Genomic DNA, 24,911 nt, shown 5'->3' on the forward strand with positions numbered 1-24,911 from the left:
TATCTGCCTGAAGATAAATCTGCAAAAGCCCGTTAAAGTTAGACCGCTAACTTCTCTTCTATGGTTGAGATAATATCGCTGCCCGTTACCAGCCCAAAGCATGGGTGACATGGTCTACATTCAATTATTAGCCTCAGCTAAACTGCCCCATTTATCCGCTTTGGCTACAGAAATTTCTTCTTGAGACTGAAGCCAGCGTTCGGCATCAATTGCCGCCATGCAACCCGTCCCCGCGGCAGTAATTGCCTGACGATATACATAGTCTTGAGCATCGCCACAGGCAAACACACCCGGCACATTGGTTTTTGTTGAATCACACCGTGTCTGAATGTAACCCCGGTCGTCCATCTCCAGCCAGTCTTGGAAAATGTGAGTATTGGGTTGATAACCAATGGCGACAAATAGACCTTTGACAGCTAGCTCGGATTTTTCCCCGCTAGTCTTACAAACAATTAGCTTTTCGACTTCGTTTTGCCCCAAAATTTCTGCTATTTCTGTGTTCCAAATTAAACTAATCTTTTCGTGAGTGAGAACCCGGTCTTGTAAAACACGAGAAGCACGTAATTTATCGCGACGATGAATTAGATAAATGCGAGCGGCAAAACGTGTCAGGAAGAGAGCAACTTCCATTGCCGTGTCGCCACCGCCTACCACTGCTACTTCTTCGTCTTGGAAAAAAGCACCATCACAGGTAGCACAGTAAGACACTCCTAGACCAGTTAACTCTCGCTCATTGGGCAGTCCTAGCTTTTTGGGGCTAGCACCAGTAGCTACAATTACGCTTTTGGCTGCTAAAGTTTGCTTGTCATCAACCGTCAGGCGAAAAGGTCGCTCGGATAAATCCACCGCAGTTACTGTACCTTGACGTATCTCCGTACCAAAACGTGCGGCTTGTGCTTGAAAAATCTCCATTAATTCGGGTCCGAGAATTCCCTCTTCAAAACCGGGATAGTTTTCTACATCAGTAGTCGTAACTAGTTGTCCTCCAGGTTGTGGTCCCTGGATTACCAGTGGATTTAGATTAGCGCGTGCTGCATAAATAGCGGCAGTTAATCCAGCAGAACCAGCACCGATAATCACAGTCGGTCGAGGTTGGGAATCATAAGTATTCATTTCAGTTTCTCTTTTATGCGGCAATTTTAATTAAACTTTGTGGCTATTTAGCAAATTAGCTTCTGTCGCTTTGCTCGTGTTTTATTTTTTCAAAGTGATTTAGTTACTTAAAAAATTAGTAAATATATAATGCCAAATGACGTCAATTAAGTAGGACGGCGAGTTTAGCTAATTGGTAAAGGTAGTCATTTATCCTTTGTTATTTGTTATTAGTCATCGCTCTTAGTAACATAATGTAATTTATTGTTACCGACTTACTTAAACCCCTAAGATCTCTTTCTAAATATCAAAGTTTTTCGGTTGTACCGTAGAATAGCACTCCAACTGTTGACGATGTAAATTTTTATACAAAAGCCATAGCATTCTCAGGCAATATATTCTAATGCTTTCCGATTTAAAACTCTGATTTTGCCACGATAAGCGATCGCTCTCTTTTTTTTATTGCAGGTAATGTGGGATCACAATTATAGCTGCGAGACGCACCTTTAGCATATTCTTTGACTCTCTCTTTTAAAATTCTAGCGAAAATTTTTATTGCCTTATTTTCTATTGGCACGATTGCACCATAGTTAGTAAGGCTAGAGCCGAACATAAAAAGCTGGTGGCGTAGGAGAGCAACTAAACAAATTCAATTAAAATTAATTAAAATTTTTTGCATAAAATATTAATATTATTTATAAAAAATTATTATTTTATACTGTTTGGCGAATTAATTTTCTCTGCATCAATCTTATTCGACCGCCTCTAGTTTTTCTGTTCGGTTACACACATTACATCAATTACTAAAGTTTGTTTGTAATCACTTAAAAAAATTCGATATGATAATATTTTTTACTAGTTGAATTGGCTTTTCTTAACGACTAATCTCTTTGCTTTTACTCAAATTTTTTCCGCTTCTGCTTTGGGTTGGCAACAAAACAAGCGCGATCGCTTAAACTATTCTGTACTCTATCCGTCTCATCTTTTTAACCAACAAGATGCATCACAAAACAACTTTCAGTACGATAAATCTTTAAAATTCCAATTTGATTCGATCGCCACAGATATTGCCCACTCTTTACTAAGCTACGATCGCCCTGAAGATGGTAGTTACGTTCAGATCGATCGATGAGGAAACTTCAGAAGTCAGGCTCTCCAAAAGCAAAGAACGAGGGATTGCACAGTGTGAAAGCAACCAAAGCAGAAAGCAAGCAGTATTCAGTAAAAGTATTTTTCCCCGTCAGTCCCGAAACAAGCGATAGTTTTACTAAAGTTCGACCCGTAACACGCACTACAGAAAGTAAAGGTGTCGCTCGGTTTGCGATCGAGCAATTAATTGCTGGACCGACTATGACAGAAAGACAAGAAGGTTTAATTGACACGATTGAATTAACTGGAGAGTCTACTTGTGGCGGAGATTTTACTATTTCTATCACTCAGAAGACAGCGAAATTACAATTTTGTCGCACAGTACCAACAGCAGGAATTGGGGATGATGCACGGATTAAAACCGCAATTGAAAAAACCTTAACTCAATTTCCCACCATAGAGAAAGTCATCATTCTCAATCGAAATGGTAATTGCTTTAAAGATCTTAGTGGCAAAAATCTTTGTCTAATGCAGTCCGACTGCCAATAACATCTCGAGGTATGACACTCGAGGTAGACTGCTAAGACACCAGAACTATAACTTGAGAAAGATTAACAGTAAATTGGCAATCGCTAGTATCAAGGCATTATCGGTCTATCGGTCGGAAAATTTCGAGCGGAGCGTATTAGATAAAGTGAAGTTGGCTAACCGTCAGAGATAGATAATTTCTGGCAAGCAGAAAATTATGGTTTATTTTGGACGTGGCGCGATCGCCCAGATTTGAAAGAGATATTTTTTGACAGAGAACATATACAGATTAATCGAGCTGGTTAGATCGGATTTGGAGCCATCGATGTCTAGATCGTCAGAGAGTCAGCAATCTCTAAATAGCTAAACTTCGACCGCTTCGTAGAAAATTTTTAGCAAACTATGAATCACTTCATTCGTCAAACGGTCATTCTCGGCGGAGGTTTTACGGGACTATACGCGGCTTTGCGACTGCGACGCTCTAATTATTCTCAGTCAATAATCCTAATCGATCGCCAGGAGTGTTTTCGCTTTCGTCCGCTGCTGTATGAATATTTCAGCAGTCAGATGGATGCTCGACAGGTGATGCCAAAGTTTGAGGAACTACTCACTGGCAGTGGTGTTATTTTCCTTAGAGATACGGTAGAAACTGTTGACTTAGAACGGCGAGAAGTTCGGCTTGCTTCTGGTAGAGTGTGTCCTTACAGTCATCTGGTCATTGCCCTGGGTAGCGTCACTGGCTATTTTGGCGTGGAGGGAGCTAAAGAATATGCCCTGCCGTTTCGGGAAGGCAAAGATGCGATTGCCCTAGATTTTCGCCTGAGAAAGTGCTTGAACCAAGCAATTCAAAGCACAAATCTAGAAGAGCGACAAAAATTGTTGACCTCGGTAGTAGTGGGAGGCGGACCTACTGGTGTGGAATTGGCTGCTACTCTGGCTGACTTGGTTCCCAACTGGTATCGGGAACTGGGAGGCAATCCCCAAGAAGTCAGAATTATTTTACTCAGTCGTAGTGCCAACATCCTTGAGGGAGATCTCAACAAGCCTTTGCGAGATCTGGCATTAGTAGAACTGGAAAATCGCGCCGTTCCAGTAGAATTGCTTACAGAAGCCACTGCAACTGCCGTTCGTCGCGATGCCCTCGAATACGAGCACGAGAACGAGATGAGAACAATTGCTACTGCGACAGTTCTGTGGACGGCAGGAACGGCAACCCATCCTCTCGTGAAAAAGCTTCCCATTCCCGACCCTCAGCGGGATCGGCGCGGTCGGTTGCTAATCGAGCCAACTATGCAGCTCGTGGGATTTACCGAAGTTTTTGCCGGTGGCGATTGTGCGGCTTTAGTTGACGGCGACTTACCTCCTACCGCTCAAGTTGCCCATCAGCAGGGCACTGCGATCGCTCAAAATTTGCAGGCTTTAGCAGAAGGACGAGAACCTCGACCCGCAGATGTCACTATCAAAGGTTCCTTAATGAAGTTAGGACTCGAAAAGGCAGCGGCAAATCTCTTGGGTCGCTTTGAAATCAATGGCGAACTAGGACATCTAATCCGCCAGGGTATCTACATGAACGTTTTGCCGACCCCGTTTCACGACCTCAAGATGACGGCAAAGTGGATCGACGAAGCTATTTTTGAACGATATCTAGAGCCTAAAAAGCCAAGCGAAACTGTTAAATGGGTAGCTGGTACGGTCGTCGCGGCAGTCGTAGCTCGTAAACTTCTACAAGCACTGGGAAGTGAGGAGGAAAACCGCTAGCTCCGGTCTTAATAAGCGCCAACAAAATTTTTTAAGATGAGGTAAAAATCGAACATGAGTATTCAACAAGACAACAGACAATTGCAAGTACTAGCCCAGCAATTAAGAGTAGATAGTATTCGTGCCACTACTGCTGCTGGCTCTGGACATCCTACATCTTCGATGTCTGCTGCCGACCTGATGTTAATGCTGCTGTCGAAATATTTGCGTTATGACTTCGAACGACCAGACCTGCCAAATAATGACCACCTAATTTTTTCTAAAGGTCATGCTTTACCTTTACTTTATGCCATGTACAAAGCGGCAGGGGTACTTTCTGACGAAGAGTTGCTATCGCTGCGTCAATTTGGCAGTCCCTTAGAAGGTCATCCCGTACCCCGTTTGCCTTGGGTCGAGGTGGCTACTGGCTCTTTGGGTCAAGGTTTGGGTATTGGCTTTGGTCTTGCTCTAGCGGGTAAATATCTCGATCGCTTGCCCTATCGTACTTGGGTGCTGCTAGGGGACAGCGAAACCGCCGAAGGTTCGGTTTGGGAAGCTTTCGATCGCGCTGCTTATTACGATCTAAATAACCTCACTGCCATTATCGATGTCAACCGTCTCGGTCAGCGAGGGGAAACGGAATTTGGCTGGAATACTCAAGTTTATGCCGAGCGAGCTCGAGCTTTTGGTTGGCACGCGATCGAGATCGATGGACATAATCTGTCTGAGATCGCTCGCGCCTATGATGAAGCTCTGAGTATGGAAGAGCGACCGACGGTAATCATCGCCCGCACGGTTAAAGGTAAGGGAGTTTCTTTTCTAGAAGATCGAGAAGGTTGGCACGGTAAAAACTTAGATGAAGAGGAAGCCAAAAAAGCGATCGCCGAACTAGGTGGCGAACGACAACTGACCGTTCGAGTGCAGCAACCAGAGGCAACCCAGCCCAGTTCCACAGAAGAAAAATCAGAGCCATTACAGTTACCTACTTACGAACTCGATGATACTGTTGCTACTCGCACTGCCTATGGCGAAGCGTTAAAAGCATTAGGTGCGGCTTATCCCAAGATAGTAGCACTCGATGGCGAGGTCAGTAATTCTACTCGCGCTAAGTTTTTCGCCCAAGCCTATCCCCAGCGGTATTTTGAAATGTTTATTGCCGAGCAACTGATGATTGCCGCAGCAGTGGGTTTGCAGGTACGACAGTACAAGCCCTTTGCCTCTAGCTTCGCCGCTTTTTTAAGTCGTGCTTATGACTTCGTACGCATGGCGGCTATTTCTCACGCCAATATCAAACTAGTGGGTTCTCATGCAGGGGTTTCTATCGGTCAAGACGGTCCTTCTCAAATGGGATTGGAAGATCTAGCTGCTTTTCGTGCTGTCTGGAACAGTAAGGTTCTCTACCCTTGCGATGGTAATCAAACGGCTAAACTGGTACAACAGATGGCAGAGCTTGAGGGTATTATCTATCTCCGCACCACTCGCATGAAAACCCCCATTATTTACGAGTCAGACGAAACTTTCCCTATTGGTGGCAGCAAAGTACTACGCAGTAGCGATCACGACAGCGCTACCGTAATTGGAGCGGGAGTGACGCTACATGAATCACTCAAAGCCTACGATTGCCTCCAAAGCGAAGGTGTTTCGATTCGCGTTATCGATGCTTACTCGGTCAAACCTATCGATAGTGCAACTCTCCAACTAGCAGCTCACGACACCGATGGCAATTTGGTTGTCGTCGAGGATCACTGGCTTGAAGGTGGACTGGGTGCGGCAGTACAAGATGCTTTTGCGGGTATCGACACCGCTCCGACTTATCGCGGTTCTCCATTAAGATTAATCAGATTGGCAGTACGGGGAATGCCCGGCTCCGGACAACCAGCAGAACTTCTCCATGCGGCTCGGATTGATGCCGATGCCATTGTCGAAGCGGTCAAGTCTTTGTTAAAACAGCCTGCTAGAGTATCTGCTCGATAGGAGCGATCGCGGTTCTGAGATTGCTGAAAGCGACTTTGTCGTAAAAGAAGCAGGATCGATTTTGCCAATAGTAGAGCTAGACAAATCAATTAAAATACATAAGCCAAGAGTGTCTAGCTTTACGGCTTAGATCCTGTAGCTCGCATCTTCTTGAATTGCCATCAATCTAAAATCAAACTTTTTACGAACGGGAGGAAAAATTTGGCTGCCCTTGCTTCAGTCTTACTGGTGGTGACTCTATCCTTACTAATTAACCGTATCGCTACTGTAGCCTTAACTCTTACTGGGTTATCCCGTCAAGCGGCAAGCTTTCAGGCGCGTTCGGCATTTACGGGAGTGGGTTTTACCACTAATGAGGCAGAGCAAGTCGTTACTCATCCGGTGCGAAGACGAATCGTGATGTGGTTGATGTTGCTCGGCAATGCTGGAGTAGTCACGACAATTTCTTCTTTGCTACTAACGTTTGTCGGTACGGCTGGTTCGGCGGAATGGCTACTACGCTTATTAATTTTAGGAATCGGTCTGGCTATCTTGTGGATTTTAGCCACTAGTAAATGGATCGACCGTTATCTCTCGAGAGTAATTCATTGGGCTTTGCGTAAGTGGACTCGTTTGGATATCAGGGATTACAATCGTTTGCTTCATCTCTCTGGCGATTACACCGTAACCGAGCTAAAAGTGCAGCCAGATGATTGGCTGGCTAATCGAAGATTGAATAATTTAGATTTAAAACAAGAAGGAATCGCAGTGTTAGGGATTAACCGAGAAAATGGTCGTTATGTTGCGGCTCCGAAAGGAGATACCTGCGTTTTTCCTCACGATACTCTGATTTTGTATGGCAAGTTATCGTTGATTAACGAGCTAGACCAGCGGGGTGCCAACATGGCAGGAGAACAAGCTCACTACAGGGCTGTTAACGAGCAAGAAAGAACCCTGGCGAAACAGGATCGAGATGAGGCGAGACATGAAGTCAAACAAAGGCGAGATGGTAGTTATAGAAGTAAATCTAAAAAACATTAAGCTTCCAAAAAGCGAAGAGATCGATCGCTATGTACGATTGATGAATGTTAAACGGTCATAGTATTACTTAGTTGGTTCGCTCTTGCTCTAACATCAACTATTAAAAATCGCTCGCACCATCGCACTTATATATTATGAGTGTAATGAATTTAATTTTTGCTTCTTTGTGGCAAATACATTTTTCGAACGTATTCGCCTAACATCCGTTCGGTATTAAACACGGGGGCTACAGTTTTAATTGAAGCCTTCATCATTTCTATCCAGCCTAAAGAAAATTCCCCTTCGTCTCGATTGTAATAGAGGGGAATAATTTCTTGCTCTAACAAGCGGTAGAGTGATTCGGCATCTTGTCGATCTTGTGCTTCTCGCTGTTCGAGAGAGCGGTCTTGACCAATTGCCCAACCATTAGCAGCCTGCTCGTCTCCTCCCTGGCGATAACCCTCACGCCACCAGCCATCGAGTATGCTACAGTTAATCCCACCGTTCAAAGCAACCTTCTGACCGCTGGTTCCCGAGGCTTCTAAAGGTCTTTGGGGTGTATTCAGCCAGAGATCTACTCCTTGAACTAATCTCTGGGCAGTTAGAATATCGTAATTTTCGAGAAAAACTACTCGATCGCGAATGTCGGGATGGTGACTCCACTCGATCGCCCGTTGCAAAATACGTTTGCTTTCATCGTTGGCAGGATGGGCTTTGCCTGCAAAAATCAGCCGTACCGGTCTTTGGCGATCGCTCAAAATTTTTCTGGCACGCTCGGAGTCGTACATAATTAAATCGGGACGTTTGTAGGCACTGAGGCGACGGGCAAAACCGATAGTTAGTGCTTGAGGATCGAGCAGGCGATCGCTTTCGACTTCATCTCTCGTTGCCTCACGTCTGGCTCTAGCACAAGCGATCCGTTCTCTAGCAAAAACGATTAGTCGTTCTTTAAGTAATTGATGGCACTCCCAGAGTTCGGCAGCGGGAATTCGAGCGATTTTTTCCCAGATTTGGCGATCACAGAGTCGCGACAGCCAATCTCGACCCAAATAGCGATCGTATAAATCCGCCATTAAAGGTGCGATCCAGCTAGCAACGTGAACGCCATTAGTAATTGCGCCAATGGGTACTTCTGGCACCTCTTTTTCTGGATAGATTGCCGACCACATTTGACGACAGACCTTACCATTGAGTTGACTGACACCATTTGCCGCTCTAGTCAGTCGCAAAGCCAAGACAGTCATGTTAAACGGATGGGAAAATTCCTGTGGTTTACGTGCCCCCAAATCTAAAAATTTCTCCCCTGAAATTTGTAGTTCAGACCAATAATGGGAGAAATACTCGTCCATTAATTCTGCAGGAAATATATCGTGACCCGCCATTACAGGAGTATGAGTGGTAAAAACACAACGCTGTTGGACTTCAGCTTTTGCCTCTTCAAAAGACTTTTCTTGGTTTGCCATTGTCTGTCGGATCGACTCTAACAGAGCAAAAGCCGAATGACCTTCATTGAGATGAATGATACTAGGAGCGATATTCAACTGCTGTAAAGCCCGCATCCCGCCAATACCCAAAAGGATTTCCTGAGAAATACGAGTATTGTCGTCTCCCCCATAAAGGCGGCTAGTCAAACTGCGATCTAGGGGATCGTTATCTTCCCTGTCTGTATCTAGTAGATATAGTTCGATTCGTCCTATTTGAATTTGCCAGATTTGTGCCGTAACGCAACGCTGACGAATACAGATGTTAACGGTTAGGGGTTCGCCACCATCGTCGGACATCAACTTTAGCGGTAAACGAGCAAAATGAGCATCTGGATAATGTTCTTCCTGCCAACCCTCACTGTTAAAACGCTGTTGGAAATAACCTCGACGATAGAGTAATCCCACTCCCACTGTCGGCAATCCCAGATCGGAGGCGGATTTGAGATAGTCGGCGGCTAAAATTCCCAAGCCTCCGGCATAGGTAGCCAAACACTGATGCAGACCGAATTCGATGCAGAAATAGGCGATCGGACGGTCTGGAGTAATTTCGCGAGCAACTTCTTCGATACGGGTAGGACGTTGTTGGAGATAGTTTTCTAAGCGATCGCTGAGGTCATGAAGGCGTTGCAGAAAAGAAGGATCTGCGGCAGTTTCTAAAAGTTGTCTTTCGAGTAGAGTTGCTAGAAATTCAACTGGATTGTGGTTGCAGTTTTCCCAATGCTGAGAATTAAGCTCGCGAAAGATAGATACGCCCACACCATCCCAACTCCACCAAAAATTATAGGCGATTTTAATTAAGGGATGGAGACGATCGGGAAGTTTAGCTCTTAGATCGATTAAAGTCTGACCTTGCATAAATTAAATACTAGTTGAATACTATCTCCAAAACTATTGTTGGCTAAGTTACTCGATCGCTCGACTTAATTTGATTATTCTTCTTCTGGTTTCTGTTGACTTGCCCGTTCGTTAGCGGTTTTTTTGTCTTCGACCAAATCGACACCTCGTTCCCAGGTCTCTGGTGATTCGGTAGCTGGTTCGTTAGCTAGTTTTTTTACGGCTTCAATTTGAGCGTCAGGTTTAGATTTAGCAGCAGAGCGATCGCTCTGATTATCTGGTTTAGTCATAGTTTTTGATTAGATAGTTGATAACGACAAATTCTAATGGTAGTCGAGAACTAGAAGGATCGAGTCAAATATCGTTCGAACCACTCTCGTGCCAGCCGTGCCACCTCTTCTAAGGCACCGGGTTCGGGAAAAAGATGGGTTGCTCGAGGAATAATCTCTAGCTGGGTTTCTATTTGAAGCTGCGCTATTGCCGACCGATTCATTTCGATGACTGGGGTATCGTTTCCTCCGACAATGAGCAGGGTTGGCGATCGCACCTCGGCTAAAGCCTCTTTGGCTAAATCTGGTCTACCACCACGAGAGACAATCGCTTTAACAGCTTGGGGTCGTCTTGCAGCGGCAACTAAGGCTGCTGCCGCTCCCGTACTCGCACCGAAATAACCAACATTGAGATCGGCGAGATCCCGATTTTGTGCGAGCCATTCCGTAGCAGTAATTAACCGTTCGGCTAGAAAAGTGATGTTGAAGCGCAGATGTCCCGTCTGACTATCTTCTCTTTCTTCTTCTGGAGTGAGTAAATCTAACAACAGAGTAGCGAATCTTCCCTGGTTGAGGACATCGGCAACATAACGATTTCGAGGGCTGTGCCGACTACTGCCACTGCCGTGAGCGAATAATACTAAACCGCGAGCAGCTTCGGGAAGTTTTAAGTTACCTTCTAGATTGATATGTCCCGATGCTATTTCGACTGAGCGTTCTTCAATTGATAAATTTGATATTTTATCCATTAGTCTATTTTTAATCTACTTCTTTCGGTTAGTTTTCTAATTACTGAAGCTCGGCTGGCTAGACTAATTACTTAGCAGTATAACCACCGTCAATAACTAGCTCTGAACCCGTCACAAATTTGGACTCATCCGAAGCAAGATAGAGAATGCCGTAGGCAACATCCTCTGGTTCGCCAACATGTCCGATGGAATGTAAACTGTCGAGTTGTTTTCGTCCCGATTCTACGTCGCCTTGCTCTTTTAAATAGTTTTCTACTAGGAGCGTCCAGATGAAACCTGGATGGACAGAATTTACGCGAATATTGTTTTTTGCATAGAATACATCTGTTTTTGACATTAAGCGGACAGCGCCTTTTGAGGCATGGTAGGGAGGAATATCTGGCGCACTAACTATCCCGTAAATCGAAGATAAATTGATAATGCTGCCCCCACCGGAATTCATCACGATCGGGATTGCATGTTTGGTACAGAAAAAAACACCATTGACGTTGATTGCTATGAGCTTATCCCATTCTTCAGCAGTAATTTCATGAGTGGGTTTATCGACTCCAGAGATGCCAGCGTTATTGACCAAAACATCGATTGTGCCCCACTTCTGGCTAACTTCAGCAAAGAGGGTTTCGACTTGCGATTCCTGTGAGACATCGAGATGCCAGTATTCGGCTTCACCCCCTTCGTCTACGATTTGTCGTACGAGTTGCTTGCCTTCGTCTTCGAGAATGTCTGTAACGGCTACCTTTGCTCCTTCCCTAGCCAGTAACATACAAGTTGCCGCACCGATACCATGCCCTCCACCGGTAACTAAAGCAACTTTATCTTTAACTCGATTCATAATCTCTCTAAATTCCTCTATATAAACCAGCGATCGCTCCCTAACCTGTTATTTAACCCTAATCTCTAAATAGCCGTTGGTGGTTCTCTTCGCTGCCAATTTCGCAGTCGAAAAGCCAGAATTAGCTGCAGCACGCCAAATAAGATCGCATAGGCTGCAATTACCCACAAAACCGCCAAGACACCGGCAACAGGCCAGATTGCCAATAGTAAGCCAAATAATAATGAAGCAATGCCGCTAGTTATCAACAGCCATTCCCCTACTATCTGTCGACGCAGTTGAATAGCGGCAATTATCTGGACGATACCGGAGATAATCGCCCAGGCTGCAATCACATAAACTAAAAATAATCCCGTAATCTCGGGTAAAGCCAAAACAATTATTCCGATCGCAATTCCCAGGATTCCTTCAAGCAAGAGCAACCACCAAGGCTCGTTCATCCGACGGTGTTTGATTGCTGCAACTAAGAATAAGAATCCACCGATTAGAGCAAAAAAGCCAAACAGAACTACTAATGATGCTAGAGTAATACCCGGCCACAAAAAGACCACTATGCCAAAAAGTATTGCTACTACTCCCCGCACTGCTACCGTTGGCCAATTGCGAGCCAGCAAAGTTCCCATTCTCGTTTCTCGGTAAGAGTTTGGTTTCATTAGTTAGTTCTCCTGCTTGAATGAAATATGTGTCTAGAATACTTCGTCCAGTAGTTTTAGTATTCTACTTAACTACTACTCCCCTATAGCCAGTTGGTCGATAACATCGACTACTCCCGAACTATAGCGGAATTGTAGGCGGCTTGCCAGGAAAACTAATCGGGAACCACTCCGCTTAAAATTACCCTGCCGTTGTCAACCTCTACGGTGATATCATTGACATCGACATTGACATTACGTTCTAAAGCTGCCTCGATATTGCGAGCGATCGCCTCATCGCTCCACTGTTCGGTTGGCACAATTGCTAATTCGTTGTTTAAGCCAATTACGCCAATAACCCAATAAGCATCATCTTCTGCTTGAAATTTCTTCCAGTAGGCATCTACCGTTCCTCGCAGCGTGACGACTCCCCCCACTACGTTGACCTCGATCTTGGTATAATCAATATCGGGATTCCAAACCAAAGCACTTTTCACGTTGGAAACTATGTCACTATCGGATGGTGCGGTTATAGTGGGAGGAAGTTGCACTTGTAGTTGGTTCTCGATTCTTCTAATTCCTAAAACCGTCCGCGCATCTTCCTGTGCTGCCATCTTGGCGCGGTAGCTTGGTACCGTTCCGCTGAGTTGAGCTTTACCAGCATCGACGGTTACGGCAACGTCAGATGCATCGACGCGATCGTCCCAATGTAGGTGCTCGACAACTCTGGTTTTGATTTCTTCGTTTGTCATCGCGACCATACTTTAGACCCTCCGTAAGTTAGATTTTAGATTGATTTGTTGATAAAACTTCCGATGTGAGCTGGAGAAAAAAGGGAAGAATTATTTGACCTTCGACTCTTTTTTCTCTATTTAATTAATTAAATTGACCTATTCATCTCAAGCGAGTTAATTTTGCTTTTCTCTGTGATGAGAATTAGATTTCCGGTCGAAAATTTATTAGCTGAGATCGACTTTGACTGTTTTTCTTTTCTCTTCTTCTGCTTTGGGTAGAGTTAAATGGAGAATGCCGTCTTTGTATTCGCCCTGCACTTTAGTATTTTCAATATTTGTTGGTAGGGGAACAACGCGGCGAAATTTCCCATAGCGGAATTCACTTTGCTTTCTACCTTTTTCTTCGGTTTCTGTTTCCGTACGGCGTTCGCCGCTAATAACAACCGCATCGGTAGTTACCTGTACATCTAAGTCTTGCTTTTCCATTTCTGGAACTTCTAATTTCAAGTCGATCACATTTTCGGTTTCTTTCATTTCTACTAGAGGAAAAAAGTTGGTTTTTTCTGCAATTTTAGTAGGATAGAAACTATCAAACAGGCGATTCATTTCCCGTTGTAAAGAATTAATTTCTCCAAAAGGTTCTCAACGAACTAGTGCCATGATTGCTTAGTTTCAATTAGTTCTACACCGATATTTTTGCACAGAACAAATTATTGCCAAGTCTATCAGAAGAAAGAAGTCATAAGCTAAGAACGTTATCGATCTTTAATTACTTTTCTCTTGATAATCCCGACAGTTGCGAGCTTCTTTAGTCAATACTGTATCCGGATGTACCGTACATTTAAGATAAGGGTTTTTACTAAAAAACTGACATTGACGGCAAGCTATTTTAGGATCGTGTTTGAGAAAATTTAGCCGCTCTTTCTCAGTTTTCCGAAAACCGATCTTGAAAATAAACCTTGCACTCAAAAGTAATAAGGGAATAGTAAAGAAAAAAATCGTGTTGTCTCCGTTAAAAATATTATCTTGTTGCTCGAATGCACCTTCAATTTCGGGAGATGGCTGAATTTCTCGCTCGTATTTCACCACAGGAACTTCAAAATTTTTATCGACAATAACCTGGCGTGACCAGCGAGCGTCCGTCCAAAAGGAAGTAATATTTTTGCGATTTAAATCCATCACTCAAATCGCTCCAAATTTCAAAAAATTTATCTTAATAAAAATTAAGTTCATTAGTTTTAACATTTCTTAAAAAACATAAAACCCGATCTTAAAATTAAAACTATCGAATTTTGTCAGCTCTAGTCCTCTATCACAAGTGAGATAGAGAGCTAATAAATAATTGACTTTTGTAAAATGAATCTACTTATATATTTATTACAGTTCCCAAAAATATGTTACGAGGTGGATATTTGTTGGGTTAAAAAACTTTAACTTAAACTTGACGAAGATTTTGCCACTAAACTTTAAATATATAATTATAATTAGCAAAGTTCGTAGCACGACTTTATTTTAACCAAATCGAGAAGCAAAAAGTTTATGCAGGAGTCCGATCGCCCCAATCAACTCCATCGAGGAAAGGTTGTTGCCATTCGTAGTAGTGTGATCGATGTTCGCTTTGAGGAAGAGTTACCAGAACTATATAGTCAGCTAAGAACGGGTGATGACGGAGACATCGTTATTGAAGTAGTAAATCATCTCGACTCTCAAACGATTCGGGGAATTGCTCTAACTCCAACCGCCGGTATAGCAAGAGGCTCGACAGTAACTAACACCACCAAACAACTGCAAGTTCCCGTAGGCAAGAGAACTCTCGGTCGAGTCTTCAATGTTTTTGGCGAGACGATCGACAACAAACAGCAGGTTACTGGGGGGGAGTGGCGCTCGATCCATCAACCACCCCTACCGCTCCAACAAAGGTCTACCACTTCAGAAATTTTGGAGACGGGAATTAAAGCGATCGACGTGCTCGTGCCGCTCGAACGAGGGGGAAAAGCGGGTTTATTTGGCGGTGCCGGGGTAGGAAAAACGGTATTGATTACTGAAATGATTCACAATATGGTGAGTCAGTACGAAGGGATCAGTCTGTTCTGCGGTATTGGCGAGCGCAACCGCGAAGCTGAAGAACTGTATCGCGAGATGCAGGAGGCAGGTGTCTTAGACAATACAATTATGCTGTTCGGGCAAATGGACGAACCACCGGGGGCGCGTTTTCGGGTAGGACATGCCGCCCTGACGATGGCAGAGTATTTTCGAGATGATGTCAAACAAGACGTGCTGCTGCTGATCGATAATATCTTTCGCTTTATTCAAGCTGGTCAAGAAGTTTCGGGTTTGATGGGCAGACTACCCTCGCGAGTGGGCTATCAACCGACTTTGGGTACGGAACTGGCAGAACTAGAAGAGCGCATCACCAATACCGCCACGGGTTCGATTACTTCGGTGCAAGCAGTATACGTTCCGGCAGATGATTTTACCGATCCCGCGGCGGTACGTACCTTCGGACATCTGTCAGCGTCTTTGGTGCTTTCGCGCAAACGAGCTAGTGAAGGTTTATATCCTGCCGTCGATCTCTTACAGTCGGGCTCGAAAATGCTCTCGCCCAAGATCGTAGGAGAACGACATTACCAAGTGGCTCAGGAAATCAAGAGTACCCTCGCCAGTTATGAGGATCTCAAAGATATTATCGCCATGCTGGGAATCGAAGAATTATCGGAACGCGATCGCGCCACTGTCGCTCGCGCTCGTCGTTTGGAACGGTTTTTAACCCAACCTTTCTTTAGTACCGAGCAGTTTACAGGAAAAAAAGGCAAGCTGGTGAGTTTAGAAGATGCCTTAGATGGGTGCGAACGCATTCTCAATGATGAATTTGCTGAATATTCCGAGCGATCACTTTATATGGTCGGCGCGATCGACGAAGTAGAAGCGCCAGCCCAGGAGAAGTAAAGAGTGAAACTAAAAATTTTAATTCCTACCGAGGTTTTCCTAGAGACAACTGTCGAGCAGGTAAATGCCGAAGCCAAAAATGGAGATTTCGGCATCTTACCCAATCACATCGATTTTGTGGCGGCTCTAGCACCGGGAGTCCTCTCGGCTTATGCCTCCGATCGAGAAGAAGAAATTTATATTGCCATCGATGAAGGCATTCTAGTCAAGTATGGCGACGAGGTGCTGGTCTCTACCAAGCAAGCGATTAGGGGCGTAGATTTGGAAACCCTGCACCGAACGGTAGTAGAAGAATTCACACATCTAGACGAGCAGCAGAAAACGATCCGTACCGCTCTAGCTAAGCTCGAAACAGGGATGATGCGAGGAATCTTAGAAATGGGAGAATAGAGCCGTGAACTCACCCGATAATTCCAATAATTCCAGACGTAAACAGCGGCGACTAAGACAGATAAAGTTTCATCGTCGGGTCAAACAAAAAGCCTCTCGCAAGTTAAAAGCACGACAACAAGGCGATCGCAGTATTTGGTATGGGTTGGGGATGTTTGGCATTGTTGGCTGGTCGGTTGCCATTCCCACTCTGATCGGCATTGCCATTGGGATTTGGATCGATCTCAAGTTTCCCAGTCCCTATTCTTGGACGTTAATGCTGCTATTTGTTGGTGTAATTATTGGTTGTCTTAATGCCTGGTACTGGATTCAGCGGGAGAGTCGGGATGAGTGAGCCAGCAGAAGTATTATCATTGGCGATCTTGCTCGTGGGCGCGGCGATTACGCTTGCCATCCCGATCGAGTCTGGACTCAAGCGCGTCGGCATTCCAGCATTGGTGGGCTATCTGACACTGGGTTTCTTGCTGCGGCTAATCGATTCTCAGTGGCAAATTCTCTCTGCTCAAGCCCTGGAAATTTTCCAGTTTTTAGCTGAAGTGGGGATCATTTGTCTGCTATTTCGCGTCGGGTTGGAAAGTAACCTGGCAGAATTAAAGCGTCAGTTATTTAGGGCGAGTCCTATTTGGATCGGTAACGTAGTTTTTAGTGCCGCTCTGGGTTTTGTTAGTGCCTACTGGCTGTTGGGACTGGAACTAATTTCCAGTTTGTTTGCGGCGATCGCCCTAACGGCTACTAGTGTTGGCGTTTCGCTCAGCGTTTGGCAGGAGCAACAAGCTACCCAGTCACCCAATGGAGAATTGCTCTTAGATGTGGCAGAAATGGATGATATTTCCGCAGTAATTTTGATGGCATTGCTATTTGCTCTCGCTCTCGCTATCCGAGAAAGCGGCATGGGTGCTTCCCTGCTGCCAGCTATTGCTACCACTACAGGTAGCTTTTTGGTCAAGGCAATTGTGTTTGCTGCTTGCTGCTGGTTCTTTTCCCGTTACTTGGAGAAAAAACTGACTCATTGGTTTTGCCAAATCGAACCACCTCCAGAACCGATGTTGGAAATCGTAGGGATTGGGTTTATTATTGCTGCTTTAGCTGGACTACTGGGCTTTTCCGTAGCAATCGGTGCTTTTTTTGCCGGATTGGTTTTTAGTCGCGATCCCGAAGCAGTTAGGTTTGATGCTTCTTTTGATTCGATATACGAATTATTCGTCCCTTTCTTTTTCATTGGTATCGGTTTGAAAATAGTTCCTAACGCACTGCTCATGGGTTTAGGGATGGGGATGGTCTTGTTAGTGGCGGCAATAATCGGTAAATTAATCGGTGCGGGAGTACCGGCTTTACTGACAACTAACCTTCAGGGGGCAACTTTAATTGGAGTCAGTATGGTTCCCAGGGCGGAGATTAGCACCATCGTCATGGAAAGAGGACTTTCTTTGGGCGATTGGGCGGTTCCTGCCCAAGAATTCGCCGCCATGGTGGTAGTTTTTGCCGCTACCAGTAGCGTAGCCCCAATCTTACTGCGATCGCTGCTATCGCGCTGGCCGCAAAAACCAGAAACTAACTCAACATGAAGATAGGAAAAAGGCGATCGGCTTAGTTTGACCGTTACCTACTCGACTAAATGGAGGAAGAATCACAACTATGGAGTCCATTCTATTCGTACTATCTGCTTTAATTCCAGGGATCATTCTAGGCATCTTCTATTTTGGCAGTCTTTGGATTACAGTGCGGCAACTACCCACTACTGCCTACCCCATACGTCTGTTTATCGGTAGTTTTCTCGGGCGCACCATCGTAACTCTGTTCGGCTTTTATCTAGTTATGGACGGACAGTGGCAACGAATAGCAATCTGTTTGGCAGGGTTCGTAGCGGCGCGAATTCTACTAACGCGCTTGTGGCGACCGCAACACCAATTAGACCTTAAATCTAAAGAAGAGTAACCTCATGGATATTACTCCCGACAGTATTATTTTTTGGCAGTGGCAATGGGTAACTTTAAACGCCACTATCGTCTTTACCTGGCTGGTGATGGCAATTTTAGTTATTGGGTCGTGGTTAATCACGCGCCAACTTTCGGTGGAACCGCCCCTTTCTCGGTGGCAAACTACCTTAGAAATTATTATCGAACAAATCCAGTCGCAAATTCGCGATGCTAGCGGACAAGAGTCGGGTCAGTTCTTGCCTTTCATTGGCACCTTGTTTTTATTTATTGCCATGGCGAATTTACTGACTATTTTTCCCGGTTATGAATCCCCTGCCGGTTCCCTTTCTACCACAGCAGCCTTGGCTTTATGCGTGTTCGTGGCGGTACCAGTTTATGGCATTAAAAACGTGGGTCTTGGTAATTATCTGCGCCATTATATCCAACCTACTCCTTTAATGTTGCCCTTTAACATTATCAGTGAGATATCGCGAACGGTTTCTCTAGCAATTCGTCTCTTTGGCAACATCATGAGCACCAGCCTCCTAGTTGCCATCTTGCTATCGATCGTACCGCTATTTTTTCCCGTAATTATGACTCTGTTTGGATTATTAATCGGAGAAATTCAGGCATACGTGTTTACCATCTTGGCAATGGTCTATATTGCTTCGGGGATGAGTATGCAGCGACGCAAGACTCGCCAGAGAATGCAGGAATAGTTCTCCTGTTAATATTTTTCTACCACTAACCCATAAGGATAATTTTCAATGGACAATCTCGGACTGATTGGTATCGTTTCAATTATTACTGCTGGTATTACTATCGCCATCGGCTCGGTAGCACCTGCCATCGGCGAAGGTTTGGCTCTGGCTAATGCACTCCGGGCGCTCGCCCAACAGCCGGATAAGGCAAATACGATCACTCGCACTTTATTTATCGGTTTAGCGCTGGTAGAATCGACAGCTATCTATTGCTTTGTCGTCTCGATGATTTTGATTTTTGCCAATCCTTTTTGGAATCATTTCGTACATAATGGAGGCTAAATAGTGCTAATTGATTGGTTTACAGTTATCGCCCAGGTAATTAATTTTCTGATTCTAGTTTTTCTGCTCCATCGCTTTCTGTATCGACCAATAACTAAAACTATTCAGGCTCGACAAAAAGAGATACAACGCCGTTGGCAAGAGGCAGAAGAAGAAAAAAAAGCCGCCGAAGCCGAAGCCGCCCACTACGAGCGACAACAACAAGAGTTAGAGCAACAACGCCAAGCAATTATCGAAGAATCCAAAGAGCAAGGAGAGCGAGAGTATCACGATCTCCTCGAACGAGCCCGTCAAGAAGTAGAGCAAAAGCAAGCAGCTTGGTCAGAAGCGATCGCCCGACAGCAAGAGCAATTTTTTGAAGATCTGCAACAAAAAGTAACTCAACAGGTCTATCAAATCTCCCGTCGCGCCTTCCAAGATCTGGCCGATCGATCGTTAGAACGACAGGCGATCGCCACTTTTATCAATCGTCTGTCAAATCTAGACGAACAAAGTCGAGAAACTTTAGCGCAATCGGTGGAAAAATCCGAGTCGGGATTGCTAATTCGCAGTAGTTTCGAGCTGCCTGAGGAAAGCTGCCAGCAAATTGTCGATTCTTTAAATCGGCAGCAAATTTACCAGGACAATAATTTACGGTTTACTACTACCAAAGATTTAATATGCGGCATCGAATTGCAGGCTAGCGATTATAAAATTGCCTGGAATTTGCAGGATTATTTGCAGTCTTTAGAGCATCATCTTGAAAGTCATTTTTCTCAGAATGGACGTGAATCAAAAAATCGCAACGAGGATAAGGAAGAAAAAAGAAATTAACCAATGACCAATGACCAAAATTCATGAATCATCGAGAAAGCTCATTGCAAACAGTTTTAGAACAAACATTTACTAAGTTCGAACGGGGATTAGAAACCTATCAAGCTCGAATTGAGCCACGAGAAGTGGGTATCCTCAAATCCATCGACGAAGGCATCGCCAGAGTAGCCGGTTTACCTCAGGTTAAAGCCGACGAACTAGTTCGCTTCCCAGGAGGAGTATTGGGCATTGCTTTTAATTTAGACCCCGACGAACTGGGAGTAATTTTACTCGGCGATAGCGAGTATTTAGAAGCAGGACAATCAGTAGAACGCACCGGACAAGTTTCCCAAGTGCCGGTAGGAGAAGCATTACTCGGACGCATCGTAGATGGAACGGGTCTCCCTCTCGACAATCGAGGCGCGATCGCCACCAAAGAACGCCTACCCATCGAGCGACCGGCACCACCATTTATCAATCGCGCTCCAGTAAAAGTGCCCCTGCAAACGGGTTTGAAAGTGGTTGATGCTCTAATTCCCGTGGGAAGAGGACAGCGAGAATTAATCGTGGGCGATCGCCAAACCGGAAAAACCGCCATCGGAGTCGATACTATTCTCAATCAAAAAGGTCAAGACGTTATTTGTATCTACTGTGCGATCGGACAGCGAACTTCAGCGGTAGCCAAAGTTATCGAGCAACTGCGACAAGCAGGGGCAATGGAATACTCAATTGTGGTCGTAGCAGATGGAGAAGACCCTCCTGGCTTGCAATACATTACTCCCTATGCCGCTACGTCAATGGGAGAATATTTTATGGAACGGGGACGAGATGTACTAGTGGTATATGACGATCTAACCCGTCATGCCTGGGCATATCGCGAACTTTCTCTGTTGCTGCGTCGTCCTCCTGGCAGAGAAGCCTATCCAGGGGATATTTTTTATATTCACTCGCGGATGCTAGAGCGTTCGACTCATTTGCGAGAAGACTTGGGTGGTGGTTCCCTAACGGCACTGCCAATTGTAGAGATCCAAGCTCAAAATATCTCTGCCTACATTCCCACTAACTTAATTTCCATTACCGACGGACAGATCTATCTTTCCCCAGAACTCTATCAAAAAGCCATTTTACCTGCAGTAGAGGTAGGTAAATCGGTTTCGCGGGTAGGAGGTAAAACCCAATTGCCTGCCTATGGCGAGGTTGCTGGAGACTTGCGTTTGTCTTATTCTCAGTTTCAGGAAGTAGAAGTATTTGCCCAGTTTGGCACTCAGCTAGATGAAGATACCCGACAAACCTTAGAACGGGGTAGACGGGTGCGCGAGATTCTCAAACAGCCGGAATCTCAACCTCTCTCGGTTGCCGAACAAATCGCCATCTTGCTGGCAGTTAATGAGGGAGTTTTAGACAGCGTACCAGTAGAACGAGTTAGAGAGGCAGAAACAGCTATTCGTCAGGCAGTCACCGAACGACATCCCGAAATCTGCGATCGCATCCAATCGGGAGAATCTCTTTCTGATGAAGATAAAGATAGACTTTTAAATGAGTTTAGAAAAGTATGTCGCTCATTCAAACCAGAACCAAAACCACAGCAACGAGAAGATAATCCTAAGTCAGAGCGCGAAGCAGAACCAGAAGAAGAGGAATAAAAAGAAGCTTCTAGCTCAGAACCCGAAGCAAAACCACAGCAAGATTCTAAATTAGAGCGCTCGCAAGATCGACAACGAGGTAAAAAAGATCGTGGCAACTCCTGAATCTCTTAAATCTACTATCGATAGCACCCAAGATTTACATTCCGTAGTCAAGACGATGAAAGCTCTTGCTGCGGTGAGCATCAGACAGTACGAACGAGCAGTAGAGTCGCTATCTGAGTATACCCGTACTATACAATTGGGGTTACAAATCGTGCTGCGCGATCGCTTTTTTGCAGGAAAACCGATCTCTAAGACTTTAGGAGGAATAAACCAAATTAGTAGTAAGAAAATAGGCGCGATCGCCTTTGGTTCCGACCAGGGATTATGTGGCCAGTTTAACGAACGAATTGCCGAACATATCCGACAAGATTTAGACCAGTTACCCAATTCAGAACAGATTCAGCTTGCCGTTGTCGGTTCTCGCCTCCTACCCTTACTGGAAATATCTTCCGAGCGAGTCGTAGAACAATTTACTCTTCCCACCTCCGCCAAGGATATCGGTACAACTGTACAAGATATTCTCTTAACTCTAGAAGATTGGCAAAAACGCGAGCAAATCGGTAAGATTTTGTTATTCTACAATCAGCCTGCTTCTGGTTATTCTTTCGCTCCCAATACTCAACAGTTATTTCCCCTCGATCCCGACTGGTTGCTTTCTCTAGAGCAGAAACCTTGGTCTACCACTATGGTTCCTACTTTTATCATGGATTGGCAGGAACTTTTCTCCGAACTCATTAGCCAGTACCTCTTCGTATCCCTCTACCGCGCCTTAGCCGCTTCCTTAGCTAGTGAAAATGCCAGTCGTCTGGCTGCCATGCAGTCGGCACAGAAAAATATTGAAGAACGCCTCGACGAGCTTAACGCTCAATATCGCCGTCAACGTCAAAGTGCGATTACCTCAGAGCTATTAGATGTAGTAGCTGGGTTTGAAGCTCTAACTAAGGACTAAAAATGCCCTGGCGATTGGTTTTTTTTACTTATCCAAATCAGCATCCGTGCTACCACCGGGAATATGAGCGGTAATATTTTGTTGATGGGCGATCTTATTTTCTGCTGCTTGTTCGTGGGTAAAGTCTTTCTCCGATTGGGCTTCATCTAAAGTATTTTGTTTTTCTGTTTCTCGTCCCAAATAATCAGAGGGTTTATTAGCTTCAGAGTAGATTTAGACTACTAATTATTTGAGACTCTTTATTGCTACGCAATGAAAGAGGGGACTTAAACCCAAAAAGCTAATGGCTTAGAGCTTATGGCTTATGGCTAACCCAAGGTTAAAATTTCAGCCATGAATAACTGTATACAAGCAGTGTTGAATGTTGAGGTAGCGATCGCCTGCAACAAGAAGTCAATGAAGCCATCGCCTAAACCACGATCGCCACACTGAGAAAGTAGAACGAGAATTACACAGCAAAAAGAAAGGTAAATCTAAGAAGAAGAAAGCAAGCAATAATAAAATCAAGCAAAAAAGTTTGTTTGAGTTGCTAAAGCTCCAGTATACTTGGCTAGAATAATATCGGACATATATGTCCTCTCGTTGACCATGACAGGTAATGAATTTATCAAAAGAGTGAAAAAACTGGCTAAAGCTAAAGGTAAGACAATTTCTATAGATAAAAGTCGGGGCAAAGGTAGCCATATTACACTCTACTATGGTGAAAAATTTACGGTAGTTCGGAATCTCAAAGATGAGTTGAAGACTGGCACTTACAAGGCAATGCTCAAGCAAGCTTCCTCGCTCAATTAGAAATCAAAGAAGATGAATTTTAAAACCAATCAAACAGAGAGTCGCTTTTCTTTTCCTGTAACCTTAACAACCGATGAGGTAGACGGTAGTTTTACAGTTACCTTTCGTGACTTACCAGAAGCTATTACTCAAGGAGAAAATATCGAGGATGCTCTCAGTGAAGCTGCTGATTGTTTGGAAGAAGCTATTGCCAACAGAATTATTCGCCGTTTAAAAATTCCCGTTCCTTCCGAACCAGATGAAAACGAATATACGGTAACAACACCACTACAGACTTCCTTTAAAGCTTCAATTTGGCTAGCAATGCAGGAGAAAGACATTAATCAAACCCAACTTGCTAATGTTTTGAGTGTGGACGAGAAAGAGGTTAGAAGAATACTCGATCCCAGCCATAATACTAAGCTGGAAACTTTAGAGCGATCGCTTTTTGCTTTGGGGAAAAGACCAGTTTTATATGTGGCATAAGAGAGAGCTTATTTTAGAGAAGGAAAAAATAGAAATAATCGTCAGATAACTCTTGGAGCTAAAATAATGGAACGCAAGGCATTATACAAACGCATAAAAACTCAAACCTGGCAACAGCAATTAGGTAACTTAGCATCCACTTTAGCTACCATATCAACACAAGCAACTATTCCTCAGCAAGACAAACTAACTAGCTATTTACTGCGGAGATGCTGCTCTAATAATCGAATGGAGTGCTAAAAAAGTCTCCGAAACTTTTCATCCAGAATTAGCAGCAATACAAAAAGAGTGTTTAGCTTGAAAAAAAGTTTTTCCGTAAGGATTCAGGTGCAAGCATGAGGAATAAGAGAAGGATAAGAACAATGTCCAACTGTAGCTTGTAAAGTCTGTTGAAAAAAAGTAATCACCGAACGTCCTTGCAAACGACAAGATTGAATTGCACTCAGCAGGTTGGCTGTATGTTGAAACCGTTCGATGGAACGAGAGCCACCACAAACTTTCCGCTTGGTTACAGCAGTTCTCAAACATCGTTCAGCTAGATTATTGTCGGGGGGTATCTGAGGATGTGTCAGAAAATACCACCATTGCTCCGCCTTATCACGCAGCGAACGTAGCAGTTTTCCAGCTTCATGACCAGCATTCTTGAGCCAAGTCTTAATTGCGCTAGTCACTCGCCTTCGGAAATCCTCTGCCCAATCTCGATAGTGGCTTTCCTGATGGGTCTGTCGCCAAACCCGATGTTGCTTAAATGCCTCATCAATTAGAGACAGAAAGGTGGTAGCAATTTCTTGGTTATCTACCCCTTTAGTCTTTAACAGTTTTTGAAAATGACGACGTAGATGAGCCAAACACTTTTGTTGTCCTGCTACTGAATAGCCGTTGTAGACACTAAAATCGTCGCTAATCAAAACTCCATCATAGAATACTCCTAATACAGCTTCCAATTCTCTGCGTTTTCTAGTATCGCCGGCATGAAA

General features: G+C 44.4%; 30 protein-coding genes. 18 read left to right on the forward strand and 12 right to left on the reverse strand.

Annotated features, from left to right (window positions below; all coding sequences use genetic code 11):
* Nucleotides 1-120: 120 nt before the first annotated feature.
* On the reverse strand, nt 121-1,113 hold the full coding sequence (trxB, locus tag ACLFKQ_RS17170; protein ID WP_449000976.1) for a thioredoxin-disulfide reductase: 993 nt from the start codon (nt 1,111-1,113) through the stop codon (nt 121-123).
* Between the two features lie 394 nt (nt 1,114-1,507).
* The gene (locus tag ACLFKQ_RS17175; protein WP_449000977.1) at nt 1,508-1,669 is read right to left on the reverse strand and encodes a hypothetical protein; all 162 of its coding nucleotides are present in this window, start codon (nt 1,667-1,669) and stop codon (nt 1,508-1,510) included.
* Between the two features lie 282 nt (nt 1,670-1,951).
* Between ACLFKQ_RS17175 and ACLFKQ_RS17180 the strand changes: the two genes are divergently transcribed.
* From ACLFKQ_RS17180 to ACLFKQ_RS17200, 5 genes are all read left to right on the forward strand, one after another.
* Nucleotides 1,952-2,224: a hypothetical protein gene (locus ACLFKQ_RS17180; protein ID WP_449000978.1), complete on the forward strand. Its 273-nt coding sequence runs from the start codon at nt 1,952-1,954 to the stop codon at nt 2,222-2,224.
* Nucleotides 2,225-2,277: 53 nt separating this feature from the next.
* Complete coding sequence (locus ACLFKQ_RS17185; RefSeq protein WP_449000979.1) at nt 2,278-2,730, forward strand: GerMN domain-containing protein; 453 nt, start codon at nt 2,278-2,280, stop codon at nt 2,728-2,730.
* 381 nt (nt 2,731-3,111) lie between these two features.
* Nucleotides 3,112-4,467: an NAD(P)/FAD-dependent oxidoreductase gene (locus tag ACLFKQ_RS17190; protein WP_449000980.1), complete on the forward strand. Its 1,356-nt coding sequence runs from the start codon at nt 3,112-3,114 to the stop codon at nt 4,465-4,467.
* Nucleotides 4,468-4,521: 54 nt separating this feature from the next.
* Nucleotides 4,522-6,420 (forward strand): transketolase, encoded by a 1,899-nt coding sequence (locus ACLFKQ_RS17195; RefSeq protein ID WP_449000981.1) that lies wholly within the window; start codon nt 4,522-4,524, stop codon nt 6,418-6,420.
* Nucleotides 6,421-6,621: 201 nt separating this feature from the next.
* The gene (locus ACLFKQ_RS17200; RefSeq protein ID WP_449000982.1) at nt 6,622-7,440 is read left to right on the forward strand and encodes a TrkA C-terminal domain-containing protein; all 819 of its coding nucleotides are present in this window, start codon (nt 6,622-6,624) and stop codon (nt 7,438-7,440) included.
* A 149-nt stretch (nt 7,441-7,589) separates the two neighbouring features.
* On the opposite strand, the gene glgP is transcribed toward ACLFKQ_RS17200, so the two are convergent.
* From glgP to ACLFKQ_RS17240, 8 genes are all read right to left on the reverse strand, one after another.
* Entirely contained in the window at nt 7,590-9,758 is a 2,169-nt protein-coding gene (gene glgP, locus ACLFKQ_RS17205; RefSeq protein ID WP_449000983.1) for an alpha-glucan family phosphorylase, read from the reverse strand.
* 74 nt (nt 9,759-9,832) lie between these two features.
* A complete protein-coding gene (locus ACLFKQ_RS17210) occupies nt 9,833-10,027 on the reverse strand; it encodes a hypothetical protein (protein ID WP_449000984.1) in 195 nt (64 codons plus the stop codon).
* Nucleotides 10,028-10,077: 50 nt separating this feature from the next.
* Nucleotides 10,078-10,755 carry a dienelactone hydrolase family protein gene (locus tag ACLFKQ_RS17215; RefSeq protein ID WP_449000985.1) on the reverse strand — a complete coding sequence of 226 codons (678 nt, stop codon included), beginning with the start codon at nt 10,753-10,755 and terminating at the stop codon, nt 10,078-10,080.
* Between the two features lie 67 nt (nt 10,756-10,822).
* Complete coding sequence (locus ACLFKQ_RS17220) at nt 10,823-11,587, reverse strand: SDR family NAD(P)-dependent oxidoreductase (protein WP_449000986.1); 765 nt, start codon at nt 11,585-11,587, stop codon at nt 10,823-10,825.
* A gap of 65 nt (nt 11,588-11,652) precedes the next feature.
* Nucleotides 11,653-12,240 carry an HdeD family acid-resistance protein gene (locus tag ACLFKQ_RS17225; RefSeq protein ID WP_449000987.1) on the reverse strand — a complete coding sequence of 196 codons (588 nt, stop codon included), beginning with the start codon at nt 12,238-12,240 and terminating at the stop codon, nt 11,653-11,655.
* Between the two features lie 155 nt (nt 12,241-12,395).
* On the reverse strand, nt 12,396-12,971 hold the full coding sequence (locus ACLFKQ_RS17230; RefSeq protein ID WP_449000988.1) for a BON domain-containing protein: 576 nt from the start codon (nt 12,969-12,971) through the stop codon (nt 12,396-12,398).
* A 207-nt stretch (nt 12,972-13,178) separates the two neighbouring features.
* Nucleotides 13,179-13,559 carry an Hsp20/alpha crystallin family protein gene (locus tag ACLFKQ_RS17235; protein WP_449000989.1) on the reverse strand — a complete coding sequence of 127 codons (381 nt, stop codon included), beginning with the start codon at nt 13,557-13,559 and terminating at the stop codon, nt 13,179-13,181.
* 159 nt (nt 13,560-13,718) lie between these two features.
* Nucleotides 13,719-14,132 carry a hypothetical protein gene (locus ACLFKQ_RS17240; protein ID WP_449000990.1) on the reverse strand — a complete coding sequence of 138 codons (414 nt, stop codon included), beginning with the start codon at nt 14,130-14,132 and terminating at the stop codon, nt 13,719-13,721.
* A 360-nt stretch (nt 14,133-14,492) separates the two neighbouring features.
* Between ACLFKQ_RS17240 and atpD the strand changes: the two genes are divergently transcribed.
* From atpD to ACLFKQ_RS17290, 10 genes are all read left to right on the forward strand, one after another.
* A complete protein-coding gene (gene atpD / locus ACLFKQ_RS17245) occupies nt 14,493-15,899 on the forward strand; it encodes a F0F1 ATP synthase subunit beta (RefSeq protein WP_449000991.1) in 1,407 nt (468 codons plus the stop codon).
* Nucleotides 15,900-15,902: 3 nt separating this feature from the next.
* Nucleotides 15,903-16,289 (forward strand): F0F1 ATP synthase subunit epsilon, encoded by a 387-nt coding sequence (locus ACLFKQ_RS17250; RefSeq protein WP_449000992.1) that lies wholly within the window; start codon nt 15,903-15,905, stop codon nt 16,287-16,289.
* A gap of 61 nt (nt 16,290-16,350) precedes the next feature.
* A complete protein-coding gene (locus tag ACLFKQ_RS17255; RefSeq protein ID WP_449001060.1) occupies nt 16,351-16,623 on the forward strand; it encodes an AtpZ/AtpI family protein in 273 nt (90 codons plus the stop codon).
* Complete coding sequence (locus tag ACLFKQ_RS17260) at nt 16,616-17,854, forward strand: cation:proton antiporter (protein ID WP_449000993.1); 1,239 nt, start codon at nt 16,616-16,618, stop codon at nt 17,852-17,854. The genes ACLFKQ_RS17255 and ACLFKQ_RS17260 overlap by 8 nt, the downstream gene beginning before the upstream one ends.
* Nucleotides 17,855-17,924: 70 nt before the next feature.
* The gene (locus tag ACLFKQ_RS17265) at nt 17,925-18,224 is read left to right on the forward strand and encodes an N-ATPase subunit AtpR (protein ID WP_449000994.1); all 300 of its coding nucleotides are present in this window, start codon (nt 17,925-17,927) and stop codon (nt 18,222-18,224) included.
* Nucleotides 18,225-18,228: 4 nt separating this feature from the next.
* The gene (locus ACLFKQ_RS17270) at nt 18,229-18,924 is read left to right on the forward strand and encodes a F0F1 ATP synthase subunit A (protein ID WP_449000995.1); all 696 of its coding nucleotides are present in this window, start codon (nt 18,229-18,231) and stop codon (nt 18,922-18,924) included.
* A gap of 48 nt (nt 18,925-18,972) precedes the next feature.
* Nucleotides 18,973-19,248 (forward strand): F0F1 ATP synthase subunit C, encoded by a 276-nt coding sequence (locus ACLFKQ_RS17275; protein WP_449000996.1) that lies wholly within the window; start codon nt 18,973-18,975, stop codon nt 19,246-19,248.
* A 3-nt stretch (nt 19,249-19,251) separates the two neighbouring features.
* Nucleotides 19,252-20,061, forward strand: a complete 810-nt coding sequence (locus ACLFKQ_RS17280; RefSeq protein ID WP_449000997.1) for a F0F1 ATP synthase subunit B family protein — start codon at nt 19,252-19,254, stop codon at nt 20,059-20,061.
* A 23-nt stretch (nt 20,062-20,084) separates the two neighbouring features.
* Nucleotides 20,085-21,683, forward strand: coding sequence for an alternate F1F0 ATPase, F1 subunit alpha (locus tag ACLFKQ_RS17285; RefSeq protein WP_449000998.1), 1,599 nt, complete (start codon nt 20,085-20,087; stop codon nt 21,681-21,683).
* 88 nt (nt 21,684-21,771) lie between these two features.
* Nucleotides 21,772-22,677: a F0F1 ATP synthase subunit gamma gene (locus ACLFKQ_RS17290; protein ID WP_449001061.1), complete on the forward strand. Its 906-nt coding sequence runs from the start codon at nt 21,772-21,774 to the stop codon at nt 22,675-22,677.
* A 24-nt stretch (nt 22,678-22,701) separates the two neighbouring features.
* Here the strand turns inward: ACLFKQ_RS17290 and ACLFKQ_RS17295 are convergent, their stop codons facing one another.
* On the reverse strand, nt 22,702-22,857 hold the full coding sequence (locus ACLFKQ_RS17295) for a hypothetical protein (protein ID WP_449000999.1): 156 nt from the start codon (nt 22,855-22,857) through the stop codon (nt 22,702-22,704).
* Between the two features lie 408 nt (nt 22,858-23,265).
* Here ACLFKQ_RS17295 and ACLFKQ_RS17300 point away from each other — a divergent pair, with 408 nt between their 5' ends.
* From ACLFKQ_RS17300 to ACLFKQ_RS17310, 3 genes are all read left to right on the forward strand, one after another.
* On the forward strand, nt 23,266-23,469 hold the full coding sequence (locus ACLFKQ_RS17300; RefSeq protein ID WP_449001000.1) for a type II toxin-antitoxin system HicA family toxin: 204 nt from the start codon (nt 23,266-23,268) through the stop codon (nt 23,467-23,469).
* Nucleotides 23,470-23,481: 12 nt separating this feature from the next.
* On the forward strand, nt 23,482-23,934 hold the full coding sequence (locus tag ACLFKQ_RS17305) for a type II toxin-antitoxin system HicB family antitoxin (protein ID WP_449001001.1): 453 nt from the start codon (nt 23,482-23,484) through the stop codon (nt 23,932-23,934).
* A 66-nt stretch (nt 23,935-24,000) separates the two neighbouring features.
* Entirely contained in the window at nt 24,001-24,174 is a 174-nt protein-coding gene (locus tag ACLFKQ_RS17310) for a hypothetical protein (protein WP_449001002.1), read from the forward strand.
* Between the two features lie 83 nt (nt 24,175-24,257).
* Here the strand turns inward: ACLFKQ_RS17310 and ACLFKQ_RS17315 are convergent.
* The coding region (locus ACLFKQ_RS17315) for an IS66 family transposase (RefSeq protein WP_448999122.1) at nt 24,258-24,911 on the reverse strand (654 nt) is incomplete at its 5' end.

The organism is Myxosarcina sp. GI1(2024) (genome assembly GCF_053543375.1).

Excerpts from the sequence above, each read along its gene's own strand:
- trxB (WP_449000976.1), bottom strand. The coding sequence starts at position 1,113 with ATGAATACTTATGATTCCCAACCTCGACCGACTGTGATTATCGGTGCT.
- ACLFKQ_RS17190 (WP_449000980.1), top strand. The coding sequence starts at position 3,112 with ATGAATCACTTCATTCGTCAAACGGTCATTCTCGGCGGAGGTTTTACG.
- ACLFKQ_RS17195 (WP_449000981.1), top strand. The coding sequence starts at position 4,522 with ATGAGTATTCAACAAGACAACAGACAATTGCAAGTACTAGCCCAGCAA.
- glgP (WP_449000983.1), bottom strand. The coding sequence starts at position 9,758 with ATGCAAGGTCAGACTTTAATCGATCTAAGAGCTAAACTTCCCGATCGT.
- ACLFKQ_RS17210 (WP_449000984.1), bottom strand. The coding sequence starts at position 10,027 with ATGACTAAACCAGATAATCAGAGCGATCGCTCTGCTGCTAAATCTAAA.
- ACLFKQ_RS17215 (WP_449000985.1), bottom strand. The coding sequence starts at position 10,755 with ATGGATAAAATATCAAATTTATCAATTGAAGAACGCTCAGTCGAAATA.
- ACLFKQ_RS17220 (WP_449000986.1), bottom strand. The coding sequence starts at position 11,587 with ATGAATCGAGTTAAAGATAAAGTTGCTTTAGTTACCGGTGGAGGGCAT.
- ACLFKQ_RS17225 (WP_449000987.1), bottom strand. The coding sequence starts at position 12,240 with ATGAAACCAAACTCTTACCGAGAAACGAGAATGGGAACTTTGCTGGCT.
- ACLFKQ_RS17230 (WP_449000988.1), bottom strand. The coding sequence starts at position 12,971 with ATGACAAACGAAGAAATCAAAACCAGAGTTGTCGAGCACCTACATTGG.
- ACLFKQ_RS17235 (WP_449000989.1), bottom strand. The coding sequence starts at position 13,559 with ATGAATCGCCTGTTTGATAGTTTCTATCCTACTAAAATTGCAGAAAAA.
- ACLFKQ_RS17240 (WP_449000990.1), bottom strand. The coding sequence starts at position 14,132 with ATGGATTTAAATCGCAAAAATATTACTTCCTTTTGGACGGACGCTCGC.
- atpD (WP_449000991.1), top strand. The coding sequence starts at position 14,493 with ATGCAGGAGTCCGATCGCCCCAATCAACTCCATCGAGGAAAGGTTGTT.
- ACLFKQ_RS17260 (WP_449000993.1), top strand. The coding sequence starts at position 16,616 with ATGAGTGAGCCAGCAGAAGTATTATCATTGGCGATCTTGCTCGTGGGC.
- ACLFKQ_RS17265 (WP_449000994.1), top strand. The coding sequence starts at position 17,925 with ATGGAGTCCATTCTATTCGTACTATCTGCTTTAATTCCAGGGATCATT.
- ACLFKQ_RS17270 (WP_449000995.1), top strand. The coding sequence starts at position 18,229 with ATGGATATTACTCCCGACAGTATTATTTTTTGGCAGTGGCAATGGGTA.
- ACLFKQ_RS17275 (WP_449000996.1), top strand. The coding sequence starts at position 18,973 with ATGGACAATCTCGGACTGATTGGTATCGTTTCAATTATTACTGCTGGT.
- ACLFKQ_RS17285 (WP_449000998.1), top strand. The coding sequence starts at position 20,085 with ATGAATCATCGAGAAAGCTCATTGCAAACAGTTTTAGAACAAACATTT.
- ACLFKQ_RS17300 (WP_449001000.1), top strand. The coding sequence starts at position 23,266 with ATGACAGGTAATGAATTTATCAAAAGAGTGAAAAAACTGGCTAAAGCT.
- ACLFKQ_RS17305 (WP_449001001.1), top strand. The coding sequence starts at position 23,482 with ATGAATTTTAAAACCAATCAAACAGAGAGTCGCTTTTCTTTTCCTGTA.
- ACLFKQ_RS17310 (WP_449001002.1), top strand. The coding sequence starts at position 24,001 with ATGGAACGCAAGGCATTATACAAACGCATAAAAACTCAAACCTGGCAA.